Origin of the sequence: Streptomyces sp. H51 (assembly GCF_035656535.1) — a bacterium.
In the GTDB taxonomy this organism is placed as follows: Bacteria; Actinomycetota; Actinomycetes; order Streptomycetales; family Streptomycetaceae; genus Streptomyces.
In genome coordinates this window covers 77,739-99,608 of record NZ_JAYMHD010000050.1, presented here as the reverse complement: position 1 = coordinate 99,608, position 21,870 = coordinate 77,739, and the positions used below count along the sequence as shown (strand labels likewise).

Sequence of the window (21,870 nt, the reverse complement as noted above, 5' to 3'; positions counted from 1 at the left end):
GTACGGTTGACGGAGTCTTCTCAGAAAGAGGTAACGGCATGGACGTCGGGCTCAAGCGCGAGCTGGAGGAGAAGGTCCGCTCCGGTGAGCGGCTGTCCCGCGAGGACGGCATCGCGCTGTACGAGTCGGACGACCTGGCGTGGCTGGGCGGCCTGGCGCACGAGGTGCGCACCCGGAAGAACGGCGACGTCGTCCACTTCAACGTCAACCGCCACCTCAACATGACCAACGTGTGCACGGCCTCCTGCGCCTACTGCTCCTTCCAGCGCAAGCCGGGCGAGAAGGACGCGTACACGATGCGCATCGAGGAGGCCGTCAAGCTCGCCAAGGCGATGGAGTCGGAGAACCTCACCGAGCTGCACATCGTCAACGGCCTGCACCCCAACCTGCCGTGGCGCTACTACCCGCGGTCGCTGCGGGAGCTGAAGGCGGCCCTGCCGAACGTCTCCCTGAAGGCCTTCACGGCCACCGAGATCCACCACTTCGAGACCATCTCGGGGCTCAGCGCCTCCGAGATCCTCGACGAGCTCATCGACGCCGGCCTGGAGTCCCTCACCGGCGGCGGCGCGGAGATCTTCGACTGGGAGGTCCGGCAGCACATCGTGGACCACCGCACCCACTGGGAGGACTGGTCCCGCATCCACCGCCTGGCGCACGAGAAGGGCCTCAAGACCCCGTGCACCATGCTCTACGGCCACATCGAGGAGCCCCGCCACCGCGTCGACCACGTGCTGCGCCTGCGTGAGCTGCAGGACGAGACGAACGGCTTCCAGGTCTTCATCCCGCTGCGCTACCAGCACGACTTCGTGGACATGAAGGACGGCAAGATCCGCAACCGCCTCCAGGCGCGCACCCAGATGGCGACCGGCGCGGAGGCGCTGAAGACCTTCGCGGTCTCCCGGCTGCTGTTCGACAACGTCCCGCACGTGAAGGTCTTCTGGGTGATGCACGGCGTCCAGACCGCCCAGCTCGCCCTCCAGCACGGCGCCGACGACATGGACGGCTCGGTCGTCGAGTACAAGATCACGCACGACGCGGACAACTTCGGCACGCCGAACAAGCTGACCCGCGACGACCTGCTGGACCTCATCCGCGACGCCGGCTTCCGCCCGGTGGAGCGCAACACCCGCTACGAGATCATCCGCGAGTTCGACGGCCCGGACCCGGCGCGCCGGGACACCCCGCAGCCGATGCGCCTGTGACCTGACGCCCGCGCGGTGTGGCGGTTGTGCGAGCGTGACCCAGGTGCGGGTGTGACCCAGGTGCGGGCGTGATGCCCGGTGCCGGGCGGGTACCCGCCCGGCATGGTGCGCACCGAGGCTCCCGAGGACGCCTACACCGCCGTGCCGTTCCTGCCCGGGCGGCTCACCCTCGGCGGGCTGCGGGAGGCCGCCGCCGGCTGCCGGGGCTGCCCGCTGCACCGGGACGCCATGCAGACCGTCTTCGGCGCGGGCGCCGAGGACGCCCGCGTGATGCTCGTCGGCGAGCAGCCCGGCGACCAGGAGGACCGGCAGGGCAGGCCCTTCGTCGGGCCCGCGGGCAGGCTGCTGGACCGGGCGCTCGCCGAGGCCGGCATCGATCCCGGCGAGGCGTACGTCACCAACGCCGTCAAGCACTTCAAGTTCGCGCGGTCCGGGCCGGGCAAGCGCCGGATCCACAAGGCGCCGAGCCTGCGCGAGATGACGGCGTGCGGGCCGTGGCTGGCGGCAGAGCTGGCGGTCGTCGAGCCGGAGCTGGTCGTGGTGCTCGGCGCCACCGCGGGCAAGGCGCTGCTCGGCTCGTCGTTCCGGGTCGGCCGGGTGCGCGGGACGGTGCTGGAGGAGGAGATCCACGGGCGCCCGCGGCGACTGGTGCCGACCGTGCACCCGTCGTCGGTGCTGCGGGCGGACGACCGGGAGGCCGCGTACCGGGGGCTGGTGGGGGACCTGGAGGTGGCGGCGCGCGTGCTGTCGTAAGTCCCGCAATGCACGTGCTGTCGTAGCCCCGTAAGGGATACGATGCGCGCATGCCCCTTACCTTCACCCTGGACCCCTCCGTCACGCCCGACCTCCGCGACGGCGTGCTCGACCTGTGGGCCGATGTCTCCGACGCGGGCGGCGCCGTCGGGTTCGTGCCGCCGGTGACGCGGGAGGAGATCCGGCCCGAGCTGGTGAAGCACTTCGTGGCGATGAGCGAGGGGCGCGCCCGCCTGCTCTGCGGGCACGACGAGGAGGGACGGGTGGCGGCCACGGCGTTCCTCACGCACAACACCCACCGGCTGATGAAGCACTGGGTGTGGCTCTACACCGTGATGGTGCACCCCCGCCACCAGGGCCGGGGGTACGGCCGGGACCTGCTCACGGCCGCCGCCGGGGCCGCCCGCGGTCTGGAGGGCGTGGAGGCGATCCGCCTCACCTGCCGCGGCGGACTCGGCCTGGAGCGCTTCTACGGTTCCTGCGGCTACAAGGAGGTCGGCCGCATACCCGGCGCCATCCGCGTCGCGCCCGGCGACGACCGCGACGACGTGATCATGCTGCTGTCGCTGGGCTGAGCCCCGGCCGGAAGATCGCGGGGTGAGCGTGCTTCACTGGACAGTGCTCCTTGCTCCTTTCTGGAATCGGAAGAGTGGATTGAGATGCTCCGCTACACGCTGATGCGCCTCGGGATCTTCGTGGGCTGCCTCGTGGTCGTCTGGGGCCTCGTGTACGCGGGTGCCGTCCCACGCGGGCTCGGCGACTCCAACGGCATGTGGATCGTGCTGCTGTCGCTGGTGATCTCCGCTCCGATCAGCTTCGTCGCGCTGCGCGGGGAGCGGGACCGGGCCTCCGAGCAGGTCGTGCAGCGGGTGGACCGGATGAAGGCGAACCTGGCCGCCAGCCGCTCCCAGGAGGACGAGGCGGCCGACGAGGCGGCCGGACGCACGCGGGAACAGACCTCCTGACGGACCTCGTGGCGGACCTCGTGGCGAACGTCGTAGCGACCTGACCGGGCCTGACCGGGGCCTGACCGGGCCTGACCGGGCGGCCCCCGCCGGGCGGGCCGCCGCGACCCGTGACCGGACCGTTCCGCCGGACAGGCCCTACCCTTGCCTCATGGGTGCCGTGAAGACCAAGCGGATGCCGCGCGCGGTCCGCGAACAGCAGATGCTGGACGCCGCAGTACGGACCTTCGGCCAGCGGGGCTACATGGCCGCATCCATGGACGAGATCGCCGAACTCGCCGGTGTCTCCAAGCCGTTGGTCTACCTGTACCTGAATTCCAAGGAAGACCTGTTCACGGCCTGCATCCGCCGCGAGGCGAAGGCGCTGACCGAGGCGGTGCGCGCCGGCGTCCGGCGCGACCTGCCGGCCGACCGCCAACTCTGGGAGGGGCTGCAGGCGTTCTTCACGCACACCGCGCAGAACCCGGACGGCTGGTCGGTGCTGCACCTGCAGGCCCGCACCCACGGCGAGCGGTTCGCCGCCGAGGTCGCCGCGATGCGCGAGGAACTCGTCGCCTTCGTCACGCAGCTGATCGCCGTCGCCGCCCGGGATGCGCACCGCGACCCCGACCTGCCCGAGCACGAGGTCGCCGGCCTCGCCGAGGCCCTGGTCGGTGCCGCCGAGTCCCTCGCCGCCTGGGCCAACGCCAACCCCGGCGTCACCGCGCGGCAGGCGGCGGCGACCCTGATGAACTTCGCCTGGGCAGGCCTGGGCAACCTGATGACCGGACACCCCTGGTCACCCCCGCCCACCCCCGAAGCCTGACCCCCGGACCCCGCCCGGCCCTCCTCGCCCCCACCACCGGCACCGGCACCGACCTGCCCGCCGCGGCAACCACCGCCCCCGGCGGCGCCGCGCGACGCCGGGGGCGTGCTGCCGCTCCGGGGTTCCCGGCCTGGGGTCAGCGTTCCACTCGGCCACTCACGTGGACGCGGTCGCCGCCGCGCAGTTCGAACCGGTCGCCGGCCGCCGCGTAGGTCACCGTCCCCGGCAGCAGCACCGGTGCCCGGAAGTCGGCCCGTGCGCGCACCGACTCGGGCGTGCCGTGGGCGGCGAGGCAGCGCGCCACGGTCCACATGCCGTGTGCGATGGCGCGCGGGAAGCCGAACAGGCGGGCGGTGAGCGGGTGCAGGTGGATGGGGTTGCGGTCGCCGGACGCGGCGCCGTAGCGCCGGCCGAGGTCCCCGGCCAGGTGCCACTCGGCGACCGACGGCAGCGGTCCCGGCTCCTCCCGTCCGGCGGCACCCGCCCCGGCACCGGCATCCGCTCCGGAATGGGCATCCTCTCCGGAATGGACATCCGCTCCGGAACCGGCATCCGCTCCGGAACCGGCATCCGCTCCGGAACCGGCATCCGCTACGGCCGTCGTACGGTGCCGGGCCAGATAGGTGCTCGTCGACTCCCACACCACGGCGGAGCCGTCCCGCACCTCGGTGACCACCGTGGCCTCGGTCCCGCGCCGGTGCGGGGCCAGGCCGGCGACCCGCACGGCGACCTCGTACGCGCCGGTGGCCGGCAGCGCCCGGTGCCGGGTGATGTCGATCGACGTGTGGACGAGACCGAGCAGTGGCAGCGGGAAGTCCCGGCCGCTCATCAGCCGCATGGCCAGCGGGAAGCCCAGCACGTGCGGATAGGTGAGCGGCAGCAGGCCGTCGCCGGCGGCGAAGCCGCACACCCGCTCGTAGGCCGCCAGCCGGGCGAGGTCGACGCGCAGGCCGGGCAGCACGAGCCGGTCGTGCGGGAAGCCGGCGTCCGGGCGGGGCCGCTTGAACGGCGACAGCAGGGCGCCGCGGGCGAGCAGGGGCGCCAGCGCGGGGGAGCCGGTGAGGACGACGGACACTAGGCCCCCAGCAGGCTCTGGCCGCAGACCCGCACGACCTGCCCGTTGACCGCGCCGGAGGCCGGGTGCGCGAGCCAGGCGGTGGTCTCGGCGACGTCGGCGGGCAGCCCGCCCTGGGCGAGGGAGTTCATGCGGCGGCCCGCCTCCCGGATGAACAGCGGGACCGCGGCCGTCATCCTCGTCTCGATGAACCCGGGCGCGACCGCGTTGACCGTCACCCCGTGCTCGGCCAGCGCGCGCGGCGCGAGCGAGCGCACCAGCCCGACGACGCCCGCCTTGCTCGCGCCGTAGTTCGTCTGGCCCGCGTTGCCGGCGATCCCCGCGATGGAGGCCGTCGCCACGATCCGCCCGCCGCGCTTCAGCGTCCCGGCGGCCAGCAGTTCGTCCGTGCTGCGCAGTACGCTCGCCAGATTGACCTCCAGTACCGAACTCCAGCGCTCCGCAGGCATGTTGACCAGCCTGCGGTCGCGGGTGACGCCCGCGTTGTGGACGAGGACGTCCAGGCCGTCGGGCAGCGCCTCGGCCATCCGCCGGCCGGCGTCCGCGGCCGTGATGTCGAGCGCGAGGGCCGTGCCGCCGAGCCGTTCGGCGACCCGCCGCGCGTCCGCCTCGGCCTGCGGCACGTCGAGCACGACGACCCGGGCGCCGTCCCTGGCCAGCGTCTCGGCGACCGCCTCGCCGATGCCGCGGGCGGCACCGGTGACCAGGGCGGTGCGCCCGGCGAGGGGGCGGTCCGGGTCGACGGCGACGTCCGAGGCACCGGCGTCCAAGGCATGGGCGTCCAAGGCATCGGCGTCCGGGGCCGCGGGGCCCACCTCGATCACCTGGCCGCTGACGTAGGCCGACTTGGGGGAGAGCAGGAAGCGCAGGGTCGACTCGGCGGCGGCCGGGTCCGTGAGCCGTACCAGGTTCACCGTCCGCCCGCGCCCGATCTCCTTGCCGAGCGAGCGGGTGAAGCCCTCCAACGCCTGCTGCGCGGCGGCCTGGTGGTGGTCGTCGGCGTCGAGGGGCGCGCCCAGCACCACGACCCGGCCGCTGCCCGCCACCGACCGTACGACGGGGTGGAGGGCGGCGTGCACCTCGGCGAGCGCGCCGACGTCCCGCACACCGGTGGCGTCGAGGACGACGGCGGCGGGGGAGCCGGTTCCCGCCGTGAGCCCCGTGCGGGCGAGGACCGGCGCGAGGTCCAGCCCGGACTTCCCGGCGGTGAGGTGCAGCAGGGGACCGGGCAGGGCGGGGTGCTCCGGTGACCAGCGTCGCAGCGGCTCCGGCTGCGGCAGCCCGAGCCGCCGGGTCAGGAACCGGCCGGGCGCGGTGCCGGTGAAACGGAGATATCGGTCGGCCACAGTCCTTCTCCCCACGCGGATCCTTGGTTACTCTGGAGTAAGGTTACCGGAGGTAATCCTATGTCACAGGTGAGGAGCAGGTCGAGATGAGCCCCCTGAAGCCCCGGGCGGCACGGCGGGTCGCGATCATCGGCGGCGCCCGCATCCCGTTCGCGCGCTCCGACGGCCCGTACGCCACCGCGTCGAACCAGGAGATGCTGACCGCCGCGCTGGACGGCCTCGTCGAGCGGTACGCCCTTCAGGAGCCGGGCGCGGTCGGCGAGTTCGTCGCCGGGGCGGTCCTCAAGCACGCCCGCGACTTCAACCTCGCCCGCGAGACGGTCCTCGGCTCGAAGCTGGACGCCCGCACCCCGGCCTACGACGTCCAGCAGGCGTGCGGCACGGGGCTGCAGGCCGTGATCGCCGCCGCCAACAAGATCGCCCTCGGGCAGACCGAGTCGGCGATCGCGGGCGGCGCGGACACGGCCAGCGACGCGCCCCTCGGCGTCAACGACCGGCTGCGCCGCATCCTGCTGGAGGCCCGGCGGGCGAAGTCGGCCGGCGGCCGGCTGAAGGCGCTCGCCCGCATCCGCCCGTCCCACCTGATCCCCGACATCCCGCGCAACGCCGAGCCGCGCACCGGCCTTTCGATGGGCGAGCACGCGGCCGTCACCGCCCGCGCCTGGGGCATCACCCGCGAGGCGCAGGACGAACTGGCCGCGGCCAGTCACCAGAAGCTCGCGGCGGCGTACGAACGTGGCTTCTTCCAGGACCTGGTGATCCCGTTCCGCGACCTGGCCCGCGACCAGAACCTGCGCCCCGGCTCGACGACCGCCGAACTGGCGTCCCTGAAGCCGGTGTTCGGTCTGGACGGCCCGAACCCCACGATGACCGCGGGCAATTCGACGCCACTGACGGACGGCGCCGCGACCGTACTGCTCGCCTCCGAGGAGTGGGCCGAGGCCCGCGGGCTCGCACCCCTCGCGTATCTGACGGCGTACGAGACGGCGGCCGTGGACTTCGTCGCGGGCGATGTCGCCGACGGCGAGGACGGACTGCTGATGGCGCCCGCGTACGCGGTCCCGCGCATGCTGGAGCGGGCGGGCCTGGGCGTCGAGGACTTCGACCTGGTCGAGATCCACGAGGCGTTCGCCTCCCAGGTGCTGGCCACGCTCGCGGCCTGGGAGAAGCGGGGCATCGCGCCCGTGGACCGCGCCCGGCTGAACGTCGCCGGCTCCTCCCTCGCCACCGGCCACCCGTTCGCCGCGACCGGCGCGCGGATCGTGGCGACGCTGGCCGCTCTGCTCGCCGAACGGGACGCTCCCGGACGCGGCCTGATCTCGGTCTGCGCGGCGGGCGGCCAGGGCGTGACGGCGGTCCTGGAAAGAACGTGACGGCGGTCCTGGAAAGAAACTGAAGGGTCCTCACGTAAACCCACGTGACCCCCGAGGTTGCACACGCCCGGCTCCGGACCCTCCCCGAACCCGCACCGACTCCCCATCCGAGCCCCGTACGATCACCGTCCCGACCAGCGGTGCCCCCGCCGGCCGCGCACCGGCGGTGAACGTCTCGGCACGCGCGTCCCGTACCCCCGGTTGCACAGCGGAACCGAGCCGCACGCCTCAGGAGCTGCCATGTCCGTGTCCTACCCGTCCGCGTACGACTACGACGGTGTGCCCCGGCTGGTGGAGCCGGAGGTACGGAAGCTGGACGGGGAGGTCCGGGAGGTGTCGGTGCCGCCGCTCGTCCCGCCGGCCACCCACGGCTCGCTCGCCGACCTGCCGTTCGACAACGCCGAGGCGGCTCCCCGCGACCGCGTCCTCAGCCGCCGTACGGCGGACGGCCGTTGGACGGACGTGACGGCGGCCGAGTTCGCGCGGCAGGTGCTGGGCCTCGCCAAGGGCCTGATCAACGAGGGGCTGAAGCCGGGCGACCGGATCGCGGTCATGGCGCGCACGGTCTACGAGTGGACGCTGCTGGACTTCGCCGCGTGGGCGGCCGGCCTGGTCACCGTCCCGATCTACCCCACCTCCTCCGTCTTCCAGGCCCGCTGGATCCTCCAGGACTCCGGCGCGGTGGCCCTGGTAACGGAGACCGCCGGGCAGGCGGCGGCCCTGGGCCCGGAGCTCAGCCGCCTGCCCGACCTGCGCCACCTGTGGGTCGTCGACAAACGGCACCTGGAGCGGCTGGCCGAACTCGGACAGCACGTCCCCGACCAGGAGGTCGCCGTACGCCGCGGGATGCTGGTCCCCGACACCCTCGCCACCGTCATCTACACCTCGGGCACCACCGGCCGCCCCAAGGGCTGCGTCCTCACCCACGGAAACTTCCTGACGGAGGTCGACAACGCGATCGAACTCCTCTACCCGGTCTTCAAATCGAAGTCGAAGTCGAAGTCCGCCGAGGATGCCGCGACCCTGCTGTTCCTGCCGATGTCGCACGTCTTCGGCCGCATGGTCGCCATCGCCTGCGTGCGCGCCCGGGTCCGGCTGGGTCACGCGCCGAGCATGGCGGCGGAGGACCTGCTCGCGGACCTCGCCGCGTTCCGGCCCACCTTCCTCCTGGCCATCCCGTACATGCTGGAGAAGGTCTACAACAACGCGCGGGCCAGGGCGGAGAGCGGCGGCCGGGTGACGGCCTTCGACCGCGCGGCGAACGTGGCCGTCCGCCACGGCGAGGCGACCGAGGCCCGGCACGCCGGCACCGGCCCCGGCCCCGGCACGGCCCTGAAGGCGGCCCGCGCCTTCTACGACCCCCTCGTCTACCGCCGCATCCGCAACGCCATGGGCGGCCGCGTCCGGCACATCATCTGCGGCGGCTCACCGCTGGGCCGCCGTCTCGCCGCCTTCTACGCGGGCGCCGGCATGGAGATCTACGAGGGCTACGGCCTGACCGAGTCGACGGGCGCGGCGACGGTGACACCGCCCCTCAAACCCCGGCTGGGCACGGTCGGCTGGCCGCTGCCCGGCACGAAGGTGCGCATAGCGGCCGACGGCGAGATCCTGCTCAGCGGCGGCCAGGTGTTCCGCGGCTACTGGGACCCGCACGGCGGCGGGGTGGCCCCCGCGTCGGCGGACGGCTGGTTCGCCACGGGTGACCTGGGCCGCCTGGACGACGACGGCTACCTGACGATCACCGGCCGCAAGAAGGAGATCCTGATCACCGCGGGCGGCAAGAACATGGCGCCCGCCCCGCTGGAGAACTGGCTCCGCCAGCACCCGCTCATCTCCCAGTGCATGGTCCTGGGCGACGGCCGCCCCTACATCTCCGCGCTCGTCACCCTGGACCAGGACGGCATCGGCCACTGGTGCCGGATGAACGGCCGGCCCGCCGTCCCGGTGGAACGGCTCGTGGACGACGAGGCGTTGCGGGCGGTCCTGCAGCGCGCGGTCGACGAGGCCAACAAACTGGTCTCCCGCCCCGAGTCCATCCGCCGCTTCGCCGTCCTGCCCCGTGACCTCACCGAGCGGGAGGGCCATCTGACGCCGTCGATGAAACTCCGCCGGGAGGCGATCATGCGGGATTTCGCGGCCGAGGTGGAGGCGCTGTACGCGCAGGTGAGGGGCTCCCGGACGGCCGGGCGCTGACCGCGGCGGGGCGCCCGGAACACCGACCGGTGAACATCGGTTGCGTGTTTGTTACGACAACATCTTGACGTGTCAGGCGGGTGACGCTTTGCTGTCGGCGGTCTGGCACCGATGTTGCTCCCTGGTTCGGAAGGCCCCCCTGACGTGAACCCTCGCACCACCCGAAGGGCCGTAGCGCGCCGCACCGCTACGGCCCTGACCGGCTTCTCCGCCGCCCTCTCCCTGGCCGCGTGCGGCGTCATCAACGATGTCGGCGCAACCGGCGGTTCCGGTGAGCCGAAGAAGGGCGACGACCTCACGGTGGGTCTCCTGCTCCCCGACAAGGACACGGCGCGCTTCGAGAAGTTCGACTATCCGATCATCAGGAAGGAGGTCTCCTCGCTCACCCACGGCAAGGGCACGGTCCGTTACGCCAACGCCGAGGCGAGCAAGGCCACCCAGAGCGCGCAGTTCCAGGACATGATCGACGCCAAGGTGGACGTCGTCCTGGTCGACGCGGTGGACGCCGAGGCCATCGCCCCGGACGTGCAGAAGGCCAAGGACGCCGGCATACCGGTCATCGCCTACGACCGGCTCGCGCAGGGCCCGATCGACGCCTACGTCTCGCACGACAACGAACTCGTCGGCGAGGTGCAGGGCCGCGCCATCCTCGACGCGCTCGGCACCAAGGCGGCGGCCGGCAAGATCGTCATGATGAACGGCGACCCCGCCGACCCGAACACCGCCCGCTTCAAGTCGGGCGCGCTCGGCGAGCTCAAGGGCAAGGTGCAGATCGCCGAGCAGTACGACACCAAGGAGTGGAAGCCCGAGGCCGCCGCGGCGAACATGAAGCAGGCGATCCAGGCCGTCGGGCTGAACCGCATAGCCGCCGTCTACTCGGCCAACGACGGCATGGCGGGCGCCGTCATCGACACGCTGAAGGCGGCGGGCGTCACCGACCTCCCGCCGGTGACCGGGCAGGACGCGAACCTGGACGCGGTGCAGCGCATCGTGGCGGGGCAGCAGTACATGTCCGTGTACAAGTCGTTCCTGCTGGAGGCGACGAACGCCGCGAGGATGGCGGTGACCAAGGTCCAGGGCCACGACATCGAGTTCGACGCGCTGACCCGGGAGAAGGTCGACAGCCCGACCCGGAAGGACATCCCCTCGCTGCTGGTGCCGGTGGTCGCGCTCACCAAGGACAACATCGAGGAGACGGTGATCGCGGACGGCGTCTACACCGTCGACGAGATCTGCACCTCGGCCTACGCGGCGGACTGCGCGGCCATCGGCCTGAAGTAGCCCGCTCCTCCCGCTCCTCCCGCGCCCCGGGCCGGCGATCCGACGCGGGAGTACGGGGCGGGCTTGCGGGGAGTGCGGGGCGTGCGGGGCGCGCGGGGCGCGCGGAAAAGGCAGGAGCCCCGTCGCCGTGCGGCGCGGGGCTCCTTGGTACTGCATCTGTTCCGGATCAGAGCTTTGGGCTCGTCAACTCAGATGGCGGTGACGTTCTCGGCCTGGGGACCCTTGGGGCCCTGGGTCACGTCGAAGGTCACCTGCTGGTTCTCCTCGAGCGAACGGAAGCCGTTCGCGTTGATCGCGGAGTAGTGGACGAAGACATCGGGGCCGCCGCCTTCCTGGGCGATGAAACCAAAGCCCTTTTCGGCGTTGAACCACTTCACGGTTCCGGTAGCCATAAGCCCTCCTTGGGCCCAAAGGGTTGCCCTGCTCCAGAACCCTGCAAGTGTGAAAACAAGAATGCCGCACAACTGCATACGTCTGAAAACGACTAGAGCCCGCGGTCACATGCTCCGCAGGCTCTGTACTGCAAGGGAAACCAAACTGCAACTTGCGGCGAGCCTAGCATGCGGGCAGCCGAACGCAACAGAGGTCAAGATCACGTCACCCGGATGTTTGAAGATCACGTAGAGGTTGACCGCCGGGGCGGAGTCTGGAGCGTACCCCATAGGGGCTAGCCTCGCGATGTGGACAATTCTCGCACCCGGCCGCGCGTCGGCCACATCCAGTTCCTCAACTGCCTGCCCCTGTACTGGGGGCTCGCGAGAACGGGCACGCTCCTCGACTTCGAGCTGACCAAGGACACCCCGGAGAAGCTCAGCGAGCAGCTGGTGCGGGGCGACCTCGACATCGGCCCCGTCACCCTGGTCGAGTTCCTGCGCCACGCGGACGACCTGGTCGCCTTCCCCGACATCGCCGTCGGCTGCGACGGCCCGGTGATGTCCTGCGTCATCGTCTCGCAGGTCCCGCTGGAGCGGCTGGACGGCGCCCGGGTCGCCCTCGGGTCGACCTCGCGCACCTCCGTCCGCCTCGCCCAGCTGCTGCTGGCCGACCGCTTCGGCGTGACGCCCGAGTACTACACCTGCCCCCCGGACCTCAGCGTGATGATGCAGGAGGCCGAGGCCGCCGTGCTCATCGGGGACGCGGCCCTGCGCGCCAACCTCCACGACGGCCCGCGCTACGGCCTCGCCGTGCACGACCTCGGCCGGCTCTGGAAGGAGTGGACCGGGCTGCCGTTCGTCTTCGCCGTGTGGGCGGCCCGCCGCGACTACCTGGAGCGCGAGCCGGTCATCACCCGCAAGGTCCACGAGGCGTTCCTCGCCTCCCGCAACCTCTCCCTGGAGGAGGTGGGCAAGGTCGCCGAGCAGGCGGCCCGCTGGGAGGCCTTCGACGAACGCGTCCTGGAGGAGTACTTCACCACTCTCGACTTCAGGTTCGGGCCCCCGCAGCTGGAGGCCGTCGCCGAGTTCGCCCGGCGGGTCGGACCGACGACCGGTTTCCCGGCTGACGTGAAGGTGGAGCTGCTCCAGCCGTAGTCACTACGCTGCCGGACACGAGGCGTACGGGGTCATCACGGGGGAGGGTGGACGCCATGCAGCCACTCGGAGTCGACGAGCCCACCGCCGTGGGGCCCTACCGGCTGCTCGGCCGGCTCGGCGCCGGCGGCATGGGCCGGGTCTACCTGGGCCGCAGCGCCGGCGGTCGCACGGTCGCGGTCAAGATCGTGCACCCGCACTTCGCGCTCGACGAGGAGTTCCGCGCCAGATTCCGGCGCGAGGTGGAGGCCGCACGCCGGGTCGGCGGCGCCTGGACCGCGCCGGTCCTCGACGCCGACACCGAGGCGGCCGTGCCCTGGGTCGCCACGGCCTACGCGGCCGGGCCGTCGCTGGCCTCGGCGGTCGCGGACGGCGGAGCGCTGCCGGCGCCCTCCGTACGGGCGCTGGGAGCGGGCCTCGCCGAGGCACTGACGGCGGTGCACGAACTGGGCCTGGTGCACCGGGACGTGAAGCCGTCCAACGTGCTGCTGACCCTCGACGGACCCCTGCTGATCGACTTCGGCATCGCCCGGGCCACGGACGGCACCGCCTCCCTGACCTCGACCGGCGTGTCGGTCGGCTCGCCCGGTTACATGTCCCCCGAGCAGATCCTCGGCAAGCCGGCCGGCGCGGCGGCCGACGTGTTCTCCCTCGGCGCGGTGCTGGCCTTCGCGGCGACCGGCCGCCCCCCGTTCCCCGGGGACTCGTCCGCCGCGCTGCTGTACAAGGTCGTCCACGAGCCGCCCGAACTCGGCCTGCCGGCCGGCGAGCTGCGGGAGCTGGTGGAGAGCTGCCTGGCCAAGGACCCGGCCGCCCGGCCCGCCCCCGCCGAAGTGGCCCGACGGCTCGCCCCCGAGGGGGCGGCCCGGCTGATCGCGGGCGGCTGGCTGCCGGGGACGCTGGTGGAGCAGGTCAGCCGCAGCGCCGTACGGCTGCTGAACCTGGAGGCGGCGGAGACCGCCTCCGGGCCGGTGGGGTTCAGCAGCCCGTCGGTACGGGAATCCCCCACGGCCGGCGGAGAGGGGGCAGGGCAGCCGACGCTGGGGGAGTTCGGGCCGGCCCCGGTGATGCCACCGTCCTCGCTACCCGGGCCGCGCGAGGCACGCGGGGCGGAACAGCATCCCGGCGGGCCCGGCGGCGGGGGGCCCGGGACGGGTCCGGGTGCGGGCTCGGGCGCGGTTTCCGGTGCGGGCTCGGGCGCGGGCTCCGGCACGATCTCCGGCGCGGGCTCCGGTGCGGTTTCCGGTCCTGCCTCCGGCGCGGCTTCCGGCACCGCTCCCGGGAAGCTGTCCGTCTCCGTCGCCGCGACGTCCGTACCCGGGGACGGCGGACGGGGGCGGCGGCTGAGCTGCACGGTGGCGCTCGCGGTCGCCGGAGCGCTGGCGGCGGTGACCGTCGGGTCAGTGTTCGTCCTCGACCTGCTGCCCAAGGGCGGCGACGACACCGCGAGCGGCCCCGGCACCCGTTCACCGGCCGCCGGCGCCACGACCGGCACGCCCGCCACGCCCGCCACGCCCGGCTCGACCCCGACCGGGGACTCCAGCGCCCCCGTCGGAACCCCGTCCGCCGTCCCCGACGCCTACCTCGGCACCTGGGAGGGGCAGGGCCTCGCCCTGGACGGCACCCTGCCGGTGGGCACCTTCCGGCTCACCGTCCACCGGGCGGCCGTCGGCGCGGAACTGGGCAGGCTGCGCCAGACCGACCAGCTGGGCGGCGTCTGCAACGACGTACTGACCCTGAAGTCGGTGACGAAGAAGCAGCTCGTCGCCACGTCGGTCGGTGCCCGTTCCAACCACGACGGCTGCAACCCGGCCGCACACACGGTACGGCTGACCCGGGTGGGCGACGACCTGACGTACACCTCGGACAGCGAGGCGGAGGGGAACCCTACGGCCCGGATGTCCCGGGTGGGATAGCCGGACGGGCGCTCCGGGCGCTCCGGGCGCTCCGGGCGCGTCGGGAGAGCAGGGCGATCAGCAGCGCGGGCGCCGCAACGGTGGCCGCCAGGCCCACCGCCCGCACGAACGGGTGGTGCGCATGGACCCAGCAGGGGCTGCCCTCGCGGTAGCAGGCACCGCCCCGGTCCCGCGCGTGTCCCGGACGGACGGCTCCCGTGATCACGCCCTGCGCTTCTTCCGGTCCATCCGGGACAGCGGACCCATCAGCGCGCCGAGGGCGACCGGCACCAGCACCCCGACGCAGGCGGCGAACGCGTAACCGCCCCGGCCCGGAAGGCGCGAGGTCGCCCCGGACGTCCTCGCCCCACTCATGGCGGGCCATGGCCGCGGGTACGACGACTGTCAGAACATGGCGAGCAGGGCCAGTACGGCGAAACCGAAGCCGAACCCGGTTTCCTTCGGCTTCTCCGGCCGCGGGCGGCCCGGCCGGTGCTCGTACCGCAGCCCCGCCGACGCCGCTCTCCCGCGCCTCGGCCTGGCCGACCCCGTACTCACGCCCCTCACCGTACTCACGCCCTACAGCGGCGTCGTGACCGTCAGGTGCTCCCCCGTGCCCAGGTGCAGCATGCCCTTGCCCGGGGTGATCGGGCCGCCGACCATGCTGCGGGTGGTGCGGATGCCGATCAGCTCGCCCGAGCCGGACTCCTGCGGGGAGAGCAGGATCCCGCGACGGGCCTTCTTCGCGTCCACCTGCCAGCCGGAGAACCCGTCGCAGATCTCGTCCTCGTCACCGGCGATCACCACGGCCAGCCCCTCCTCGGCGCCGCGCTCGATGATCCGCTTCAGGACGTCCTCGGCATCGCAGTCGTCCAGCACCTCCGCGTCGTCGACCAGGACGACGATCGGTTCCTCCGGCTTGGCCGAACCGATCACCTCCTCCAGCTCGTCCTCGTCGACGTCACGACCGGTGAACACCCGCAACACCCCTTCCCGCCCGTCCAGTTCACGCAACGGCGAGGGCCGTGGCGCCGCGACGACGAGGCGGACGCCGCCCGCCAGGAACGACCGGGCGAAGGCGAGCAGCATCGTGCTGCGGCCGGACTTCGCCGGACCGCCGATCACGAACGCCGGGACGCCCTGGGCGAGATCGGGGCCGTAGGCGGTGAGTTCGTCGCCGCCGACGCCGGCCAGCGCCCACAGCGGGGACGACGCCGTCGCCGGGTCGCGCATCGCCCACGCGTCCTCGAAGGAGATCCGGCCGGGCAGCACGTCGACCCGGAACGGCCGTCTGGCGCGCGGCACTTCGGCGTCCCGGGCGGCGGCCGTCTCGCCGATCGCGAGCAGCGCGGCGTTCTGGCCCTGGCCGGTGGTGTCCTCGGACAGCAGCGCGAACTGCGTCTCGGTGGCGGACTCGCCGCGGAAGGCGCGGCCCGGCGGGATCTCCTCGGGCACCTTGCGGGAGTTGATGTCCAGCATCGAGAAGTCGGCGCGGTCGGCGAGCCGCAGACCGTACTTGTCCTCGGTGAGCGAGGAGATGCGGCCCGCCAGCAGCTGCCGGTCGCCGGTGATGACGACGTGGATACCGACGCTCGCGCCCTCCCGCATCATCGCCATGATCCGGTCGGTGAGGTCACCGTGGTTGTGCTCGCCCAGCGTGGGCAGCCAGCCCTCCCAGCGATCCAGCAGCAGCACGATGTGCGGCAGCCGCTCCTCCTCGGCGACGGCCGCCCGCTGCTCCCCGATGTCCGCGAAACCCTTGTCCGCAAGCAGGTCCTGACGTCGGCTCAGCTCGCCGCTCAGCCGGTTCATCAGCCGCTCGACCCGCTCCAGCTGGTTGCGGCCGACGACCGCGCCGCAGTGCGGCAGCCGGGTCAGCGCGTTCAGCGCGCCGTTGCCGCAGTCGATGCCGTACAGGTGCACGTCGGCGCAGGAGTTGGTGCGGGCCAGCGAACCGGCGATGGTGCGCAGCACCTGCGAGCGGCCGGAGCGCGGGGCACCCGCCACGATGAGGTGCCCGAACGTCGCGAAGTCCACGGCGACCGGGCGGCGGGCCTGGTCGGCGGGCAGGTCCTCGACACCGTACGGGGCCGCGGGCAGCGCACCCTGCGCGCGCACCGCCGGCACGTCGTCGAGCAGCAGCGTCTCGTCCAGCGCGGGCAGCCAGGGGGAGTGCTGGGCGGGGATGCCGAGCGCCTGGTTGGCCTCCCGCACGGCGTCCACCAGCACCTTCAGGTCGGTGATCTCGTCGTCCTCGCGCGCCTCCGTCTTCGGCTTGCGCAGCGCCGCCCGGCCCAGGTCCTGCCAGGTCAGCTCACCGGCCCACGGCGCGAGGACCGCCGGATCGGCCGCGCCCGGACGGCGTCCGCCGACGCGGCCGGACTGGAACGGGATCAGGGAGGCGTGCCCGAGACGGACGTACGCCCGGCCCGGTGTGCTCTTGGAGATGTGCCCGGCGTCCGGCGCGTCGATGACGTCGGTGGACTCGCCTGCGTCGGTCACGCGCAGCGCGATGCGCAGGTTGGTGTTGGCCCGGATCTCCGGCGACACGACACCGCTCGGCCGCTGGGTGGCCAGCAGCAGGTGGATGCCCAGCGAACGGCCTCGCTGGGCGATGTTCACCAGGCCCGTGACGAAGTCCGGCAGGTCGCGCACCATGGACGCGAACTCGTCGATGACGATGAGCAGCCGCGGCACCGGCGGACGGCTCGGATCCCTCCGCACCAGGTCCTGGTAGTCCTCGATGTCCTTGGCGTCGGCGGCGGCCAGGATGTGCTCCCGCCGCTTCAGCTCCGCCCCCAGCGACTCCAGAGCGCGCTCCACGAGATGCGCGTCCAGGTCGGTCACCATGCCGACGGTGTGCGGCAGTTTCACACAGTCCTTGAACGCCGAACCGCCCTTGTAGTCGACCAGGACGAAGGTCATGTTCTCCGGCGTGTTCGCCACCGCCAGCGCCGCCACGATCGTCTGCAGCAGCTCCGACTTTCCGGAACCGGTCGTACCGGCGATCAGACCGTGCGGCCCGTCCCGCCGCAGGTCGATGCCGAACGGCCCGTCGTACGACTCGCCGATCACCGCCATCGTCGACTGTCCGCCCATCCGCCACCGCGCGGCGATCGCGTCACGCGTCGGCGGCTCCAGTTGCAGCACGTCCAGCAGGCGGCTGGCGGCCGGCAGCGCGGAGTCCTCGGTCTCGCCGCTGATGTCACGCAGCGGCGCGAGGGCGCGGGCCAGCCGGGCGCACCAGGCGGCGGAGACGAAGTCCGGCCGTACGTCCTTCTTGCGCAGCGCTCCCGTCTGCTCCACCCGGAGCCGGAACTCCACCTCGTTCTCGGCCTGTTGCTCGGCATGCTGCGCGCCCTGGTGCCAGGCCTGGAAGGACGGGAAGCCCCCGGCGGACTGCTGGGCGGGGACGACGGGGGAACCGGCGTCAGCGGATCCGTCGGTCCTTCCACCGGTCCGGCGGGGCTCGGCGACCACGAACGCCTGGCACTCGCCGGGCAGGAACCGCTCCTCCTCGTCCAGGCAGATCGCGTGGATCGCGACCGCCGGACCCTCCCGCAGCAGCCGTACGACACCCGGCATCGACCGCAGCCGCCGCGAGCCGTCCCACACGACCACGATGTCGGGGTCGCTGAAGGCGGGCCCGTCGTTCTTGCCGCGGCCGCCCTGCTGCAGGGCCTTCTGCCGGGCGTCGAGCAACTGGGTCAGCTCGCCGACGCGCGCGCCGACGGTCTCGGAGTCCGTGCCGATCAGGACGTTCGCGTCCTGGCCGCCGGTGGGGCGGGCGTGCGGCAGCCAGCGCACCCAGTCCCAGCGGTCGCGGGCGTCGTTGTCGGTGAGGACGTAGAACTGCACGTCCATCGGGCTGTGCAGCACCGCGGTCTGCGCGACCGCCCACCGGCCGAGCGCGGCCGCCGAGTCGCCGGGGCCCGCCACGCCGATCACCCCCAGCTCCCGCAGCGGCAGCGCGACGGGCGCGTCCTCGATGTACCAGCGGACCTTGCGCTTGTGCTCGTCCTGCTGCGGATCGTCCAGCTCCACCTCGGACGGCAGCCGCCCGGTGCCGAAGCGCAGCAGCAGATGGTCGGCGTCGGTGCGCCGCCGCTCCCACAGCCGGGTACGGGGCCCGGTGCCGAAGGCCAGCACGGCGGCCGGATCGGGCACGGCCTGCCGCCGGTCGCCGCGCTCGGTGACCAGAGCGTCCTGCGCGTCCTTCTCGATCCGCGCCTTGTGCTCCTTGTACTCCTTGACCTGCTTGGCGTGCGACTTGCGGCCGTGCTTCTTGTCCATGAAGTAGTTGCCGAAGAGCATGATCGGGCTCATCAGCGCCATGACCATGTAGTACCAGCGCCCGAAGATCAGCACCGAGACCACGGCGCCGACCAGCGGCAGCAGCGCCATCAGCCACGGCAGCGGCCGGGCCTCGTAGTCGCCGGGCGGGTTCGGCAGCATGAAGTGCGTGGTGCGCTCGGCGGGGCGCAGCCGCGGCGGCCGGTTGTAGTCGAGGCCGGCACCGTCGTCGGACCACTTCAGCGCGGCGTTCGGCGGGGCGTACGGGATCAGCTCCAGAAGGGTGTTCCCGAGCGCGAGCTGTGACCGCAGAGGCCATTCCCCGCCCTCGAAGTCCTCCCCGTCGAGCCGGGCGGTGTCCTCCTCGCCCGTGTGCGGCAGGAGTTGGCAGGTCCCGTCGATGCCGATGGACAAAGTGGCTGCCCGCCCGGCGAGTTCGGGATCATCGATGCGCAACTGGGCGGCGGCCCCGCTGCCGATGTCGTACTTCCCGACCCCCAGCCGGTGCACGGCACCCGCCCCCGGCCCGCTCACCACCCGGAACTCCACGACGCCGGTGGGCTCACCGAGGACGCAGCCGGCCGGGTCGTGCAGGCTGACGACGACACCGTCACGCAGCGGCGACCCGACGACGGTGGCGGCCGGGTCGAGCGCGTACCCGTCGACGTAGGCGAGAGGAGCGCCGGACCCGCCGTCGGCCTGAGCGCGGGACGCCCCGATCGGAATGACCTGCGCACTGTCGCCGAGGCCGACGTGACGCGCCAGTTCCCGGGCGATGTCGCCGACCGTGGACTCCGGATCGGCGTCGAGCACCACGTCGGCACTGGCACCGCCGACCGGATCGACGACGGTCAGACTCAGACGCACGTCAGTCCCCCACTACGCTCGGCCCACCGGGCCCACTCACCCTGCAAGTGACCATATCCGCCCACCCTTTGCCGATCGCAACGGGATACGCGCCGGTTCACGATTCCCTCGCAACACAGCTCTGCGGCCCCACCGGCCACACCCGTAAGATCTTTGCTCATGCGGACGCGACCGCGCACGGACGCCCAACGGGCGCCCACAGCAGCCGCGTTGAACGACAGCGCCACGGGGGCAGGCCCTGCGGCCGCGCGAACGGGAGGAGAGCCGTCATGGGCAAGGGCAAAGACGCAGACCTTACTTATGCAGAGATGGAGAAGGTCGCGGGTGACCTGATCAAGGACATGCACGAGCTGGAAGACAAGATCAAGTCGGTCGAGAAGCGGGTCAGCCAGCTGGTGGAGAACGGCTTCACCACCCAGAAGGCCTCCGGCGCCTACGACGACTCGATGAAGGACTTCACCAAGGGCGCGACCAAGACCATCCAGGGCCTGCACGGCCTGTCGGACTTCCTGAAGAAGGCCAAGGAAGCCTACGAACAGCTGGACGACCAGCTCGCCAAGTCAGCCAAGGGCTGACCGGCCGAACGCGGTCGCCCACGGGTGCGGCGGAGCCCGCCACGCTCCGCCGCACCCGGGCCCGCTTGCGGTGAAGCACCCATGCGCAACCCAGAGGCAGGGAGTCTGATCCTGTGGCGGACAGAATCCGGTACGACCTAGACCTGATCAAGGAATGCTCGAACTCGCTCTATCGCATACATCGGGAGTTCAAGGAGCACGGCAATCCCGCTGACGGATACGGCGAGGAGCTGGGCAGTGACAAGTTGCGGGACGTCTTCGACGACTTCTCCGAGACGTGGGAGAAGAACCGCAAGAAGCTCATGAAGGACATCGAGAACCTGGCCAAGTACACCGCCAACGCGGCCAAGTCCTACGAGAAGATCGACCATGAGCTCGCCCAGGCCCTGCGAGACGCGAAGAAGAGCGGCAAGAAGGAGAAGGCACAGTGACAGCCCGCCCCAGGGACTGGTCGCCGATGTACGACTCCGATCCGGTGCCCGGTGACCCGTACGAGGTGGCCAAGCTCGGCAAGAAGCTGCGTGGCATGGCCGACGAGATCGACAAACAGGCCAGGAACATCCGTGCGTTGGCCTCGGTCGACGGTTGGGACAGCGACGCGGGACGGGCGTTCCACGAGATCGCGGGCGACACCGCCGGCCGCCTGAAGAAGGCGTACGACCGCTACGACGAGGCCGCCACGGCTCTCGGGACCAAGGTCCGGGAAGACGACGGCGAGTCGGACGAGTACGCGAGCGAGATGCGTCGTGCGCAGCGCATGGCGGACAAGGCCCTGCAGGACTACCGGGACGCCGAGGTGGACTACAAGGCCGCCGGCAAGGTGCTGGATCCGCTTCAGGGCAAGGTCCTGACCGGAGACGACGCGGTCGAGCACAGCAAGACGACGAAGAAGCGCGACGACGCCGCGCAGCTCATGCTCGACGCGGAAAAGAAGATCCTCAAGGCGAAACAGATCCATGACGATGCCGCGCGTCGGGCCGCGCGGCAGATCAAGAACGTGATCCACCACGACGGGATCCACGATCCGGGTGGTGTCATGGACTGGCTCGCGGACCATGCGGACTGGTTCTCGACGGCTGCCACGATCTTGGCCGCGGTGGCCCTCGTCGCGGCGGTTTTCCTGACGGGCGGCACCCTCGCGGTGCTCCTCGTCGCTCTGGCGTCCACCATGAGCGCCGTGGCCCTGACGGGTCGGCTCTACGACGTCCTGGCCCGTGGCGGGAAGCTCGACCTCATGGCCATCGGCGTGGACATCCTGGGCATCATCCCCGGTCTCGGCGCGCTCAAGGGCCTCTCCGCGGCGGCGAAGGGATCACGACTGCTGGTCGCCAGGCAGGCCATCTGGACGGCCTTCACCGAGGGCTTCGCCGTGAAGAACATCAACAAGGGCGTCGGCCTGGCGTCGAAGTTCCTCTCCGCCAGAAACATCACGAAGATCAAGCTTCCGGCGGAAGGTTTCAATCCCGAGGTGCTGACCCGGTTCATCAAGGGCGGTGCGGTGGTCAACCTCGGCGTGCAACTCGGACTGCTGCACGACGGTCAGGAACGTTCGAGCCAAACCAGCAGCCCGCCCGGCGATGCCCGGCCCACGCCCGCGCCGGGCCTGACGCCCAAGCCTTCCGAAAGCTCGAAGACTCCGTCGCCGGCGCCACAGCCCAGTCCGTCGTCGACTTCGTTCCACGCCGCCCTGGCGCCTGCCGGGTAAGGAGAGACGAGCT

Annotated in this window: 19 protein-coding genes; 13 read left to right on the top strand and 6 right to left on the bottom strand. The window is 72.0% G+C overall.

The genetic code is table 11. The features are described 5' to 3' along the window. Window positions 1-38 precede the first annotated feature (38 nt). The 5 genes from mqnE to VKA29_RS16470 all read left to right on the top strand — a co-directional run bounded on the left by mqnE (window position 39) and on the right by VKA29_RS16470 (window position 3,725). The gene (gene mqnE, locus VKA29_RS16490; RefSeq protein WP_324786399.1) at window positions 39-1,202 is read left to right on the top strand and encodes an aminofutalosine synthase MqnE; all 1,164 of its coding nucleotides are present in this window, start codon (window positions 39-41) and stop codon (window positions 1,200-1,202) included. 102 nt (window positions 1,203-1,304) lie between these two features. Next, the gene (locus VKA29_RS16485; RefSeq protein WP_324786398.1) at window positions 1,305-1,955 is read left to right on the top strand and encodes a UdgX family uracil-DNA binding protein; all 651 of its coding nucleotides are present in this window, start codon (window positions 1,305-1,307) and stop codon (window positions 1,953-1,955) included. Between the two features lie 50 nt (window positions 1,956-2,005). Further along, window positions 2,006-2,530, top strand: coding sequence for a GNAT family N-acetyltransferase (locus VKA29_RS16480; protein WP_324786396.1), 525 nt, complete (start codon window positions 2,006-2,008; stop codon window positions 2,528-2,530). 84 nt (window positions 2,531-2,614) lie between these two features. Beyond that, window positions 2,615-2,920: a DUF4229 domain-containing protein gene (locus VKA29_RS16475; RefSeq protein ID WP_324786395.1), complete on the top strand. Its 306-nt coding sequence runs from the start codon at window positions 2,615-2,617 to the stop codon at window positions 2,918-2,920. Between the two features lie 151 nt (window positions 2,921-3,071). Beyond that, window positions 3,072-3,725 carry a TetR/AcrR family transcriptional regulator gene (locus VKA29_RS16470; RefSeq protein WP_324786393.1) on the top strand — a complete coding sequence of 218 codons (654 nt, stop codon included), beginning with the start codon at window positions 3,072-3,074 and terminating at the stop codon, window positions 3,723-3,725. Between the two features lie 136 nt (window positions 3,726-3,861). On the opposite strand, the gene VKA29_RS16465 is transcribed toward VKA29_RS16470, so the two are convergent. Together VKA29_RS16465 and VKA29_RS16460 are read right to left on the bottom strand one after the other, a co-directional pair. Beyond that, on the bottom strand, window positions 3,862-4,800 hold the full coding sequence (locus VKA29_RS16465) for a MaoC/PaaZ C-terminal domain-containing protein (RefSeq protein ID WP_324786392.1): 939 nt from the start codon (window positions 4,798-4,800) through the stop codon (window positions 3,862-3,864). Further along, window positions 4,800-6,146, bottom strand: coding sequence for a 3-oxoacyl-ACP reductase (locus VKA29_RS16460; RefSeq protein ID WP_324786391.1), 1,347 nt, complete (start codon window positions 6,144-6,146; stop codon window positions 4,800-4,802). Before VKA29_RS16460 ends, VKA29_RS16465 begins: the two co-directional genes overlap by 1 nt. An 86-nt stretch (window positions 6,147-6,232) precedes the next feature. On the opposite strand from VKA29_RS16460, the gene VKA29_RS16455 reads away from it, so the two are divergent. The 3 genes from VKA29_RS16455 (at window position 6,233) to VKA29_RS16445 (ending at window position 10,993) form a co-directional block, all read left to right on the top strand. Then, window positions 6,233-7,519, top strand: a complete 1,287-nt coding sequence (locus VKA29_RS16455; RefSeq protein WP_324786390.1) for an acetyl-CoA C-acetyltransferase — start codon at window positions 6,233-6,235, stop codon at window positions 7,517-7,519. Window positions 7,520-7,759: 240 nt separating this feature from the next. Beyond that, the gene (locus VKA29_RS16450) at window positions 7,760-9,712 is read left to right on the top strand and encodes an AMP-dependent synthetase/ligase (protein WP_324786389.1); all 1,953 of its coding nucleotides are present in this window, start codon (window positions 7,760-7,762) and stop codon (window positions 9,710-9,712) included. Window positions 9,713-9,856: 144 nt separating this feature from the next. After that, on the top strand, window positions 9,857-10,993 hold the full coding sequence (locus tag VKA29_RS16445; RefSeq protein WP_420718503.1) for a sugar ABC transporter substrate-binding protein: 1,137 nt from the start codon (window positions 9,857-9,859) through the stop codon (window positions 10,991-10,993). A 188-nt stretch (window positions 10,994-11,181) separates the two neighbouring features. On the opposite strand, the gene VKA29_RS16440 is transcribed toward VKA29_RS16445, so the two are convergent. After that, window positions 11,182-11,385: a cold-shock protein gene (locus VKA29_RS16440; protein WP_324786388.1), complete on the bottom strand. Its 204-nt coding sequence runs from the start codon at window positions 11,383-11,385 to the stop codon at window positions 11,182-11,184. A 288-nt stretch (window positions 11,386-11,673) separates the two neighbouring features. On the opposite strand from VKA29_RS16440, the gene VKA29_RS16435 reads away from it, so the two are divergent. Beyond that, window positions 11,674-12,522: a menaquinone biosynthetic enzyme MqnA/MqnD family protein gene (locus VKA29_RS16435; protein WP_324786387.1), complete on the top strand. Its 849-nt coding sequence runs from the start codon at window positions 11,674-11,676 to the stop codon at window positions 12,520-12,522. Between the two features lie 56 nt (window positions 12,523-12,578). Further along, window positions 12,579-14,438 carry a serine/threonine-protein kinase gene (locus tag VKA29_RS16430; protein ID WP_324786386.1) on the top strand — a complete coding sequence of 620 codons (1,860 nt, stop codon included), beginning with the start codon at window positions 12,579-12,581 and terminating at the stop codon, window positions 14,436-14,438. 201 nt (window positions 14,439-14,639) lie between these two features. Here the strand turns inward: VKA29_RS16430 and VKA29_RS16425 are convergent, their stop codons facing one another. Genes VKA29_RS16425 through VKA29_RS16415 form a run of 3 tightly spaced genes read right to left on the bottom strand, consistent with a single transcriptional unit; the run spans window position 14,640 to window position 19,577 of the window. Then, window positions 14,640-14,792, bottom strand: coding sequence for a hypothetical protein (locus VKA29_RS16425; RefSeq protein WP_324786385.1), 153 nt, complete (start codon window positions 14,790-14,792; stop codon window positions 14,640-14,642). Window positions 14,793-14,822: 30 nt separating this feature from the next. Further along, entirely contained in the window at window positions 14,823-14,975 is a 153-nt protein-coding gene (locus tag VKA29_RS16420; RefSeq protein ID WP_324786384.1) for a hypothetical protein, read from the bottom strand. Between the two features lie 21 nt (window positions 14,976-14,996). Beyond that, window positions 14,997-19,577 (bottom strand): FtsK/SpoIIIE domain-containing protein, encoded by a 4,581-nt coding sequence (locus VKA29_RS16415; RefSeq protein ID WP_324786382.1) that lies wholly within the window; start codon window positions 19,575-19,577, stop codon window positions 14,997-14,999. Window positions 19,578-19,846: 269 nt separating this feature from the next. Between VKA29_RS16415 and VKA29_RS16410 the strand changes: the two genes are divergently transcribed. From VKA29_RS16410 to VKA29_RS16400, 3 genes are all read left to right on the top strand, one after another. Beyond that, window positions 19,847-20,152, top strand: a complete 306-nt coding sequence (locus VKA29_RS16410) for a WXG100 family type VII secretion target (RefSeq protein ID WP_324786381.1) — start codon at window positions 19,847-19,849, stop codon at window positions 20,150-20,152. Between the two features lie 113 nt (window positions 20,153-20,265). Further along, complete coding sequence (locus VKA29_RS16405; protein ID WP_324786380.1) at window positions 20,266-20,583, top strand: hypothetical protein; 318 nt, start codon at window positions 20,266-20,268, stop codon at window positions 20,581-20,583. 26 nt (window positions 20,584-20,609) lie between these two features. Then, entirely contained in the window at window positions 20,610-21,857 is a 1,248-nt protein-coding gene (locus VKA29_RS16400) for a putative T7SS-secreted protein (RefSeq protein WP_324786379.1), read from the top strand. Window positions 21,858-21,870 lie beyond the last annotated feature (13 nt).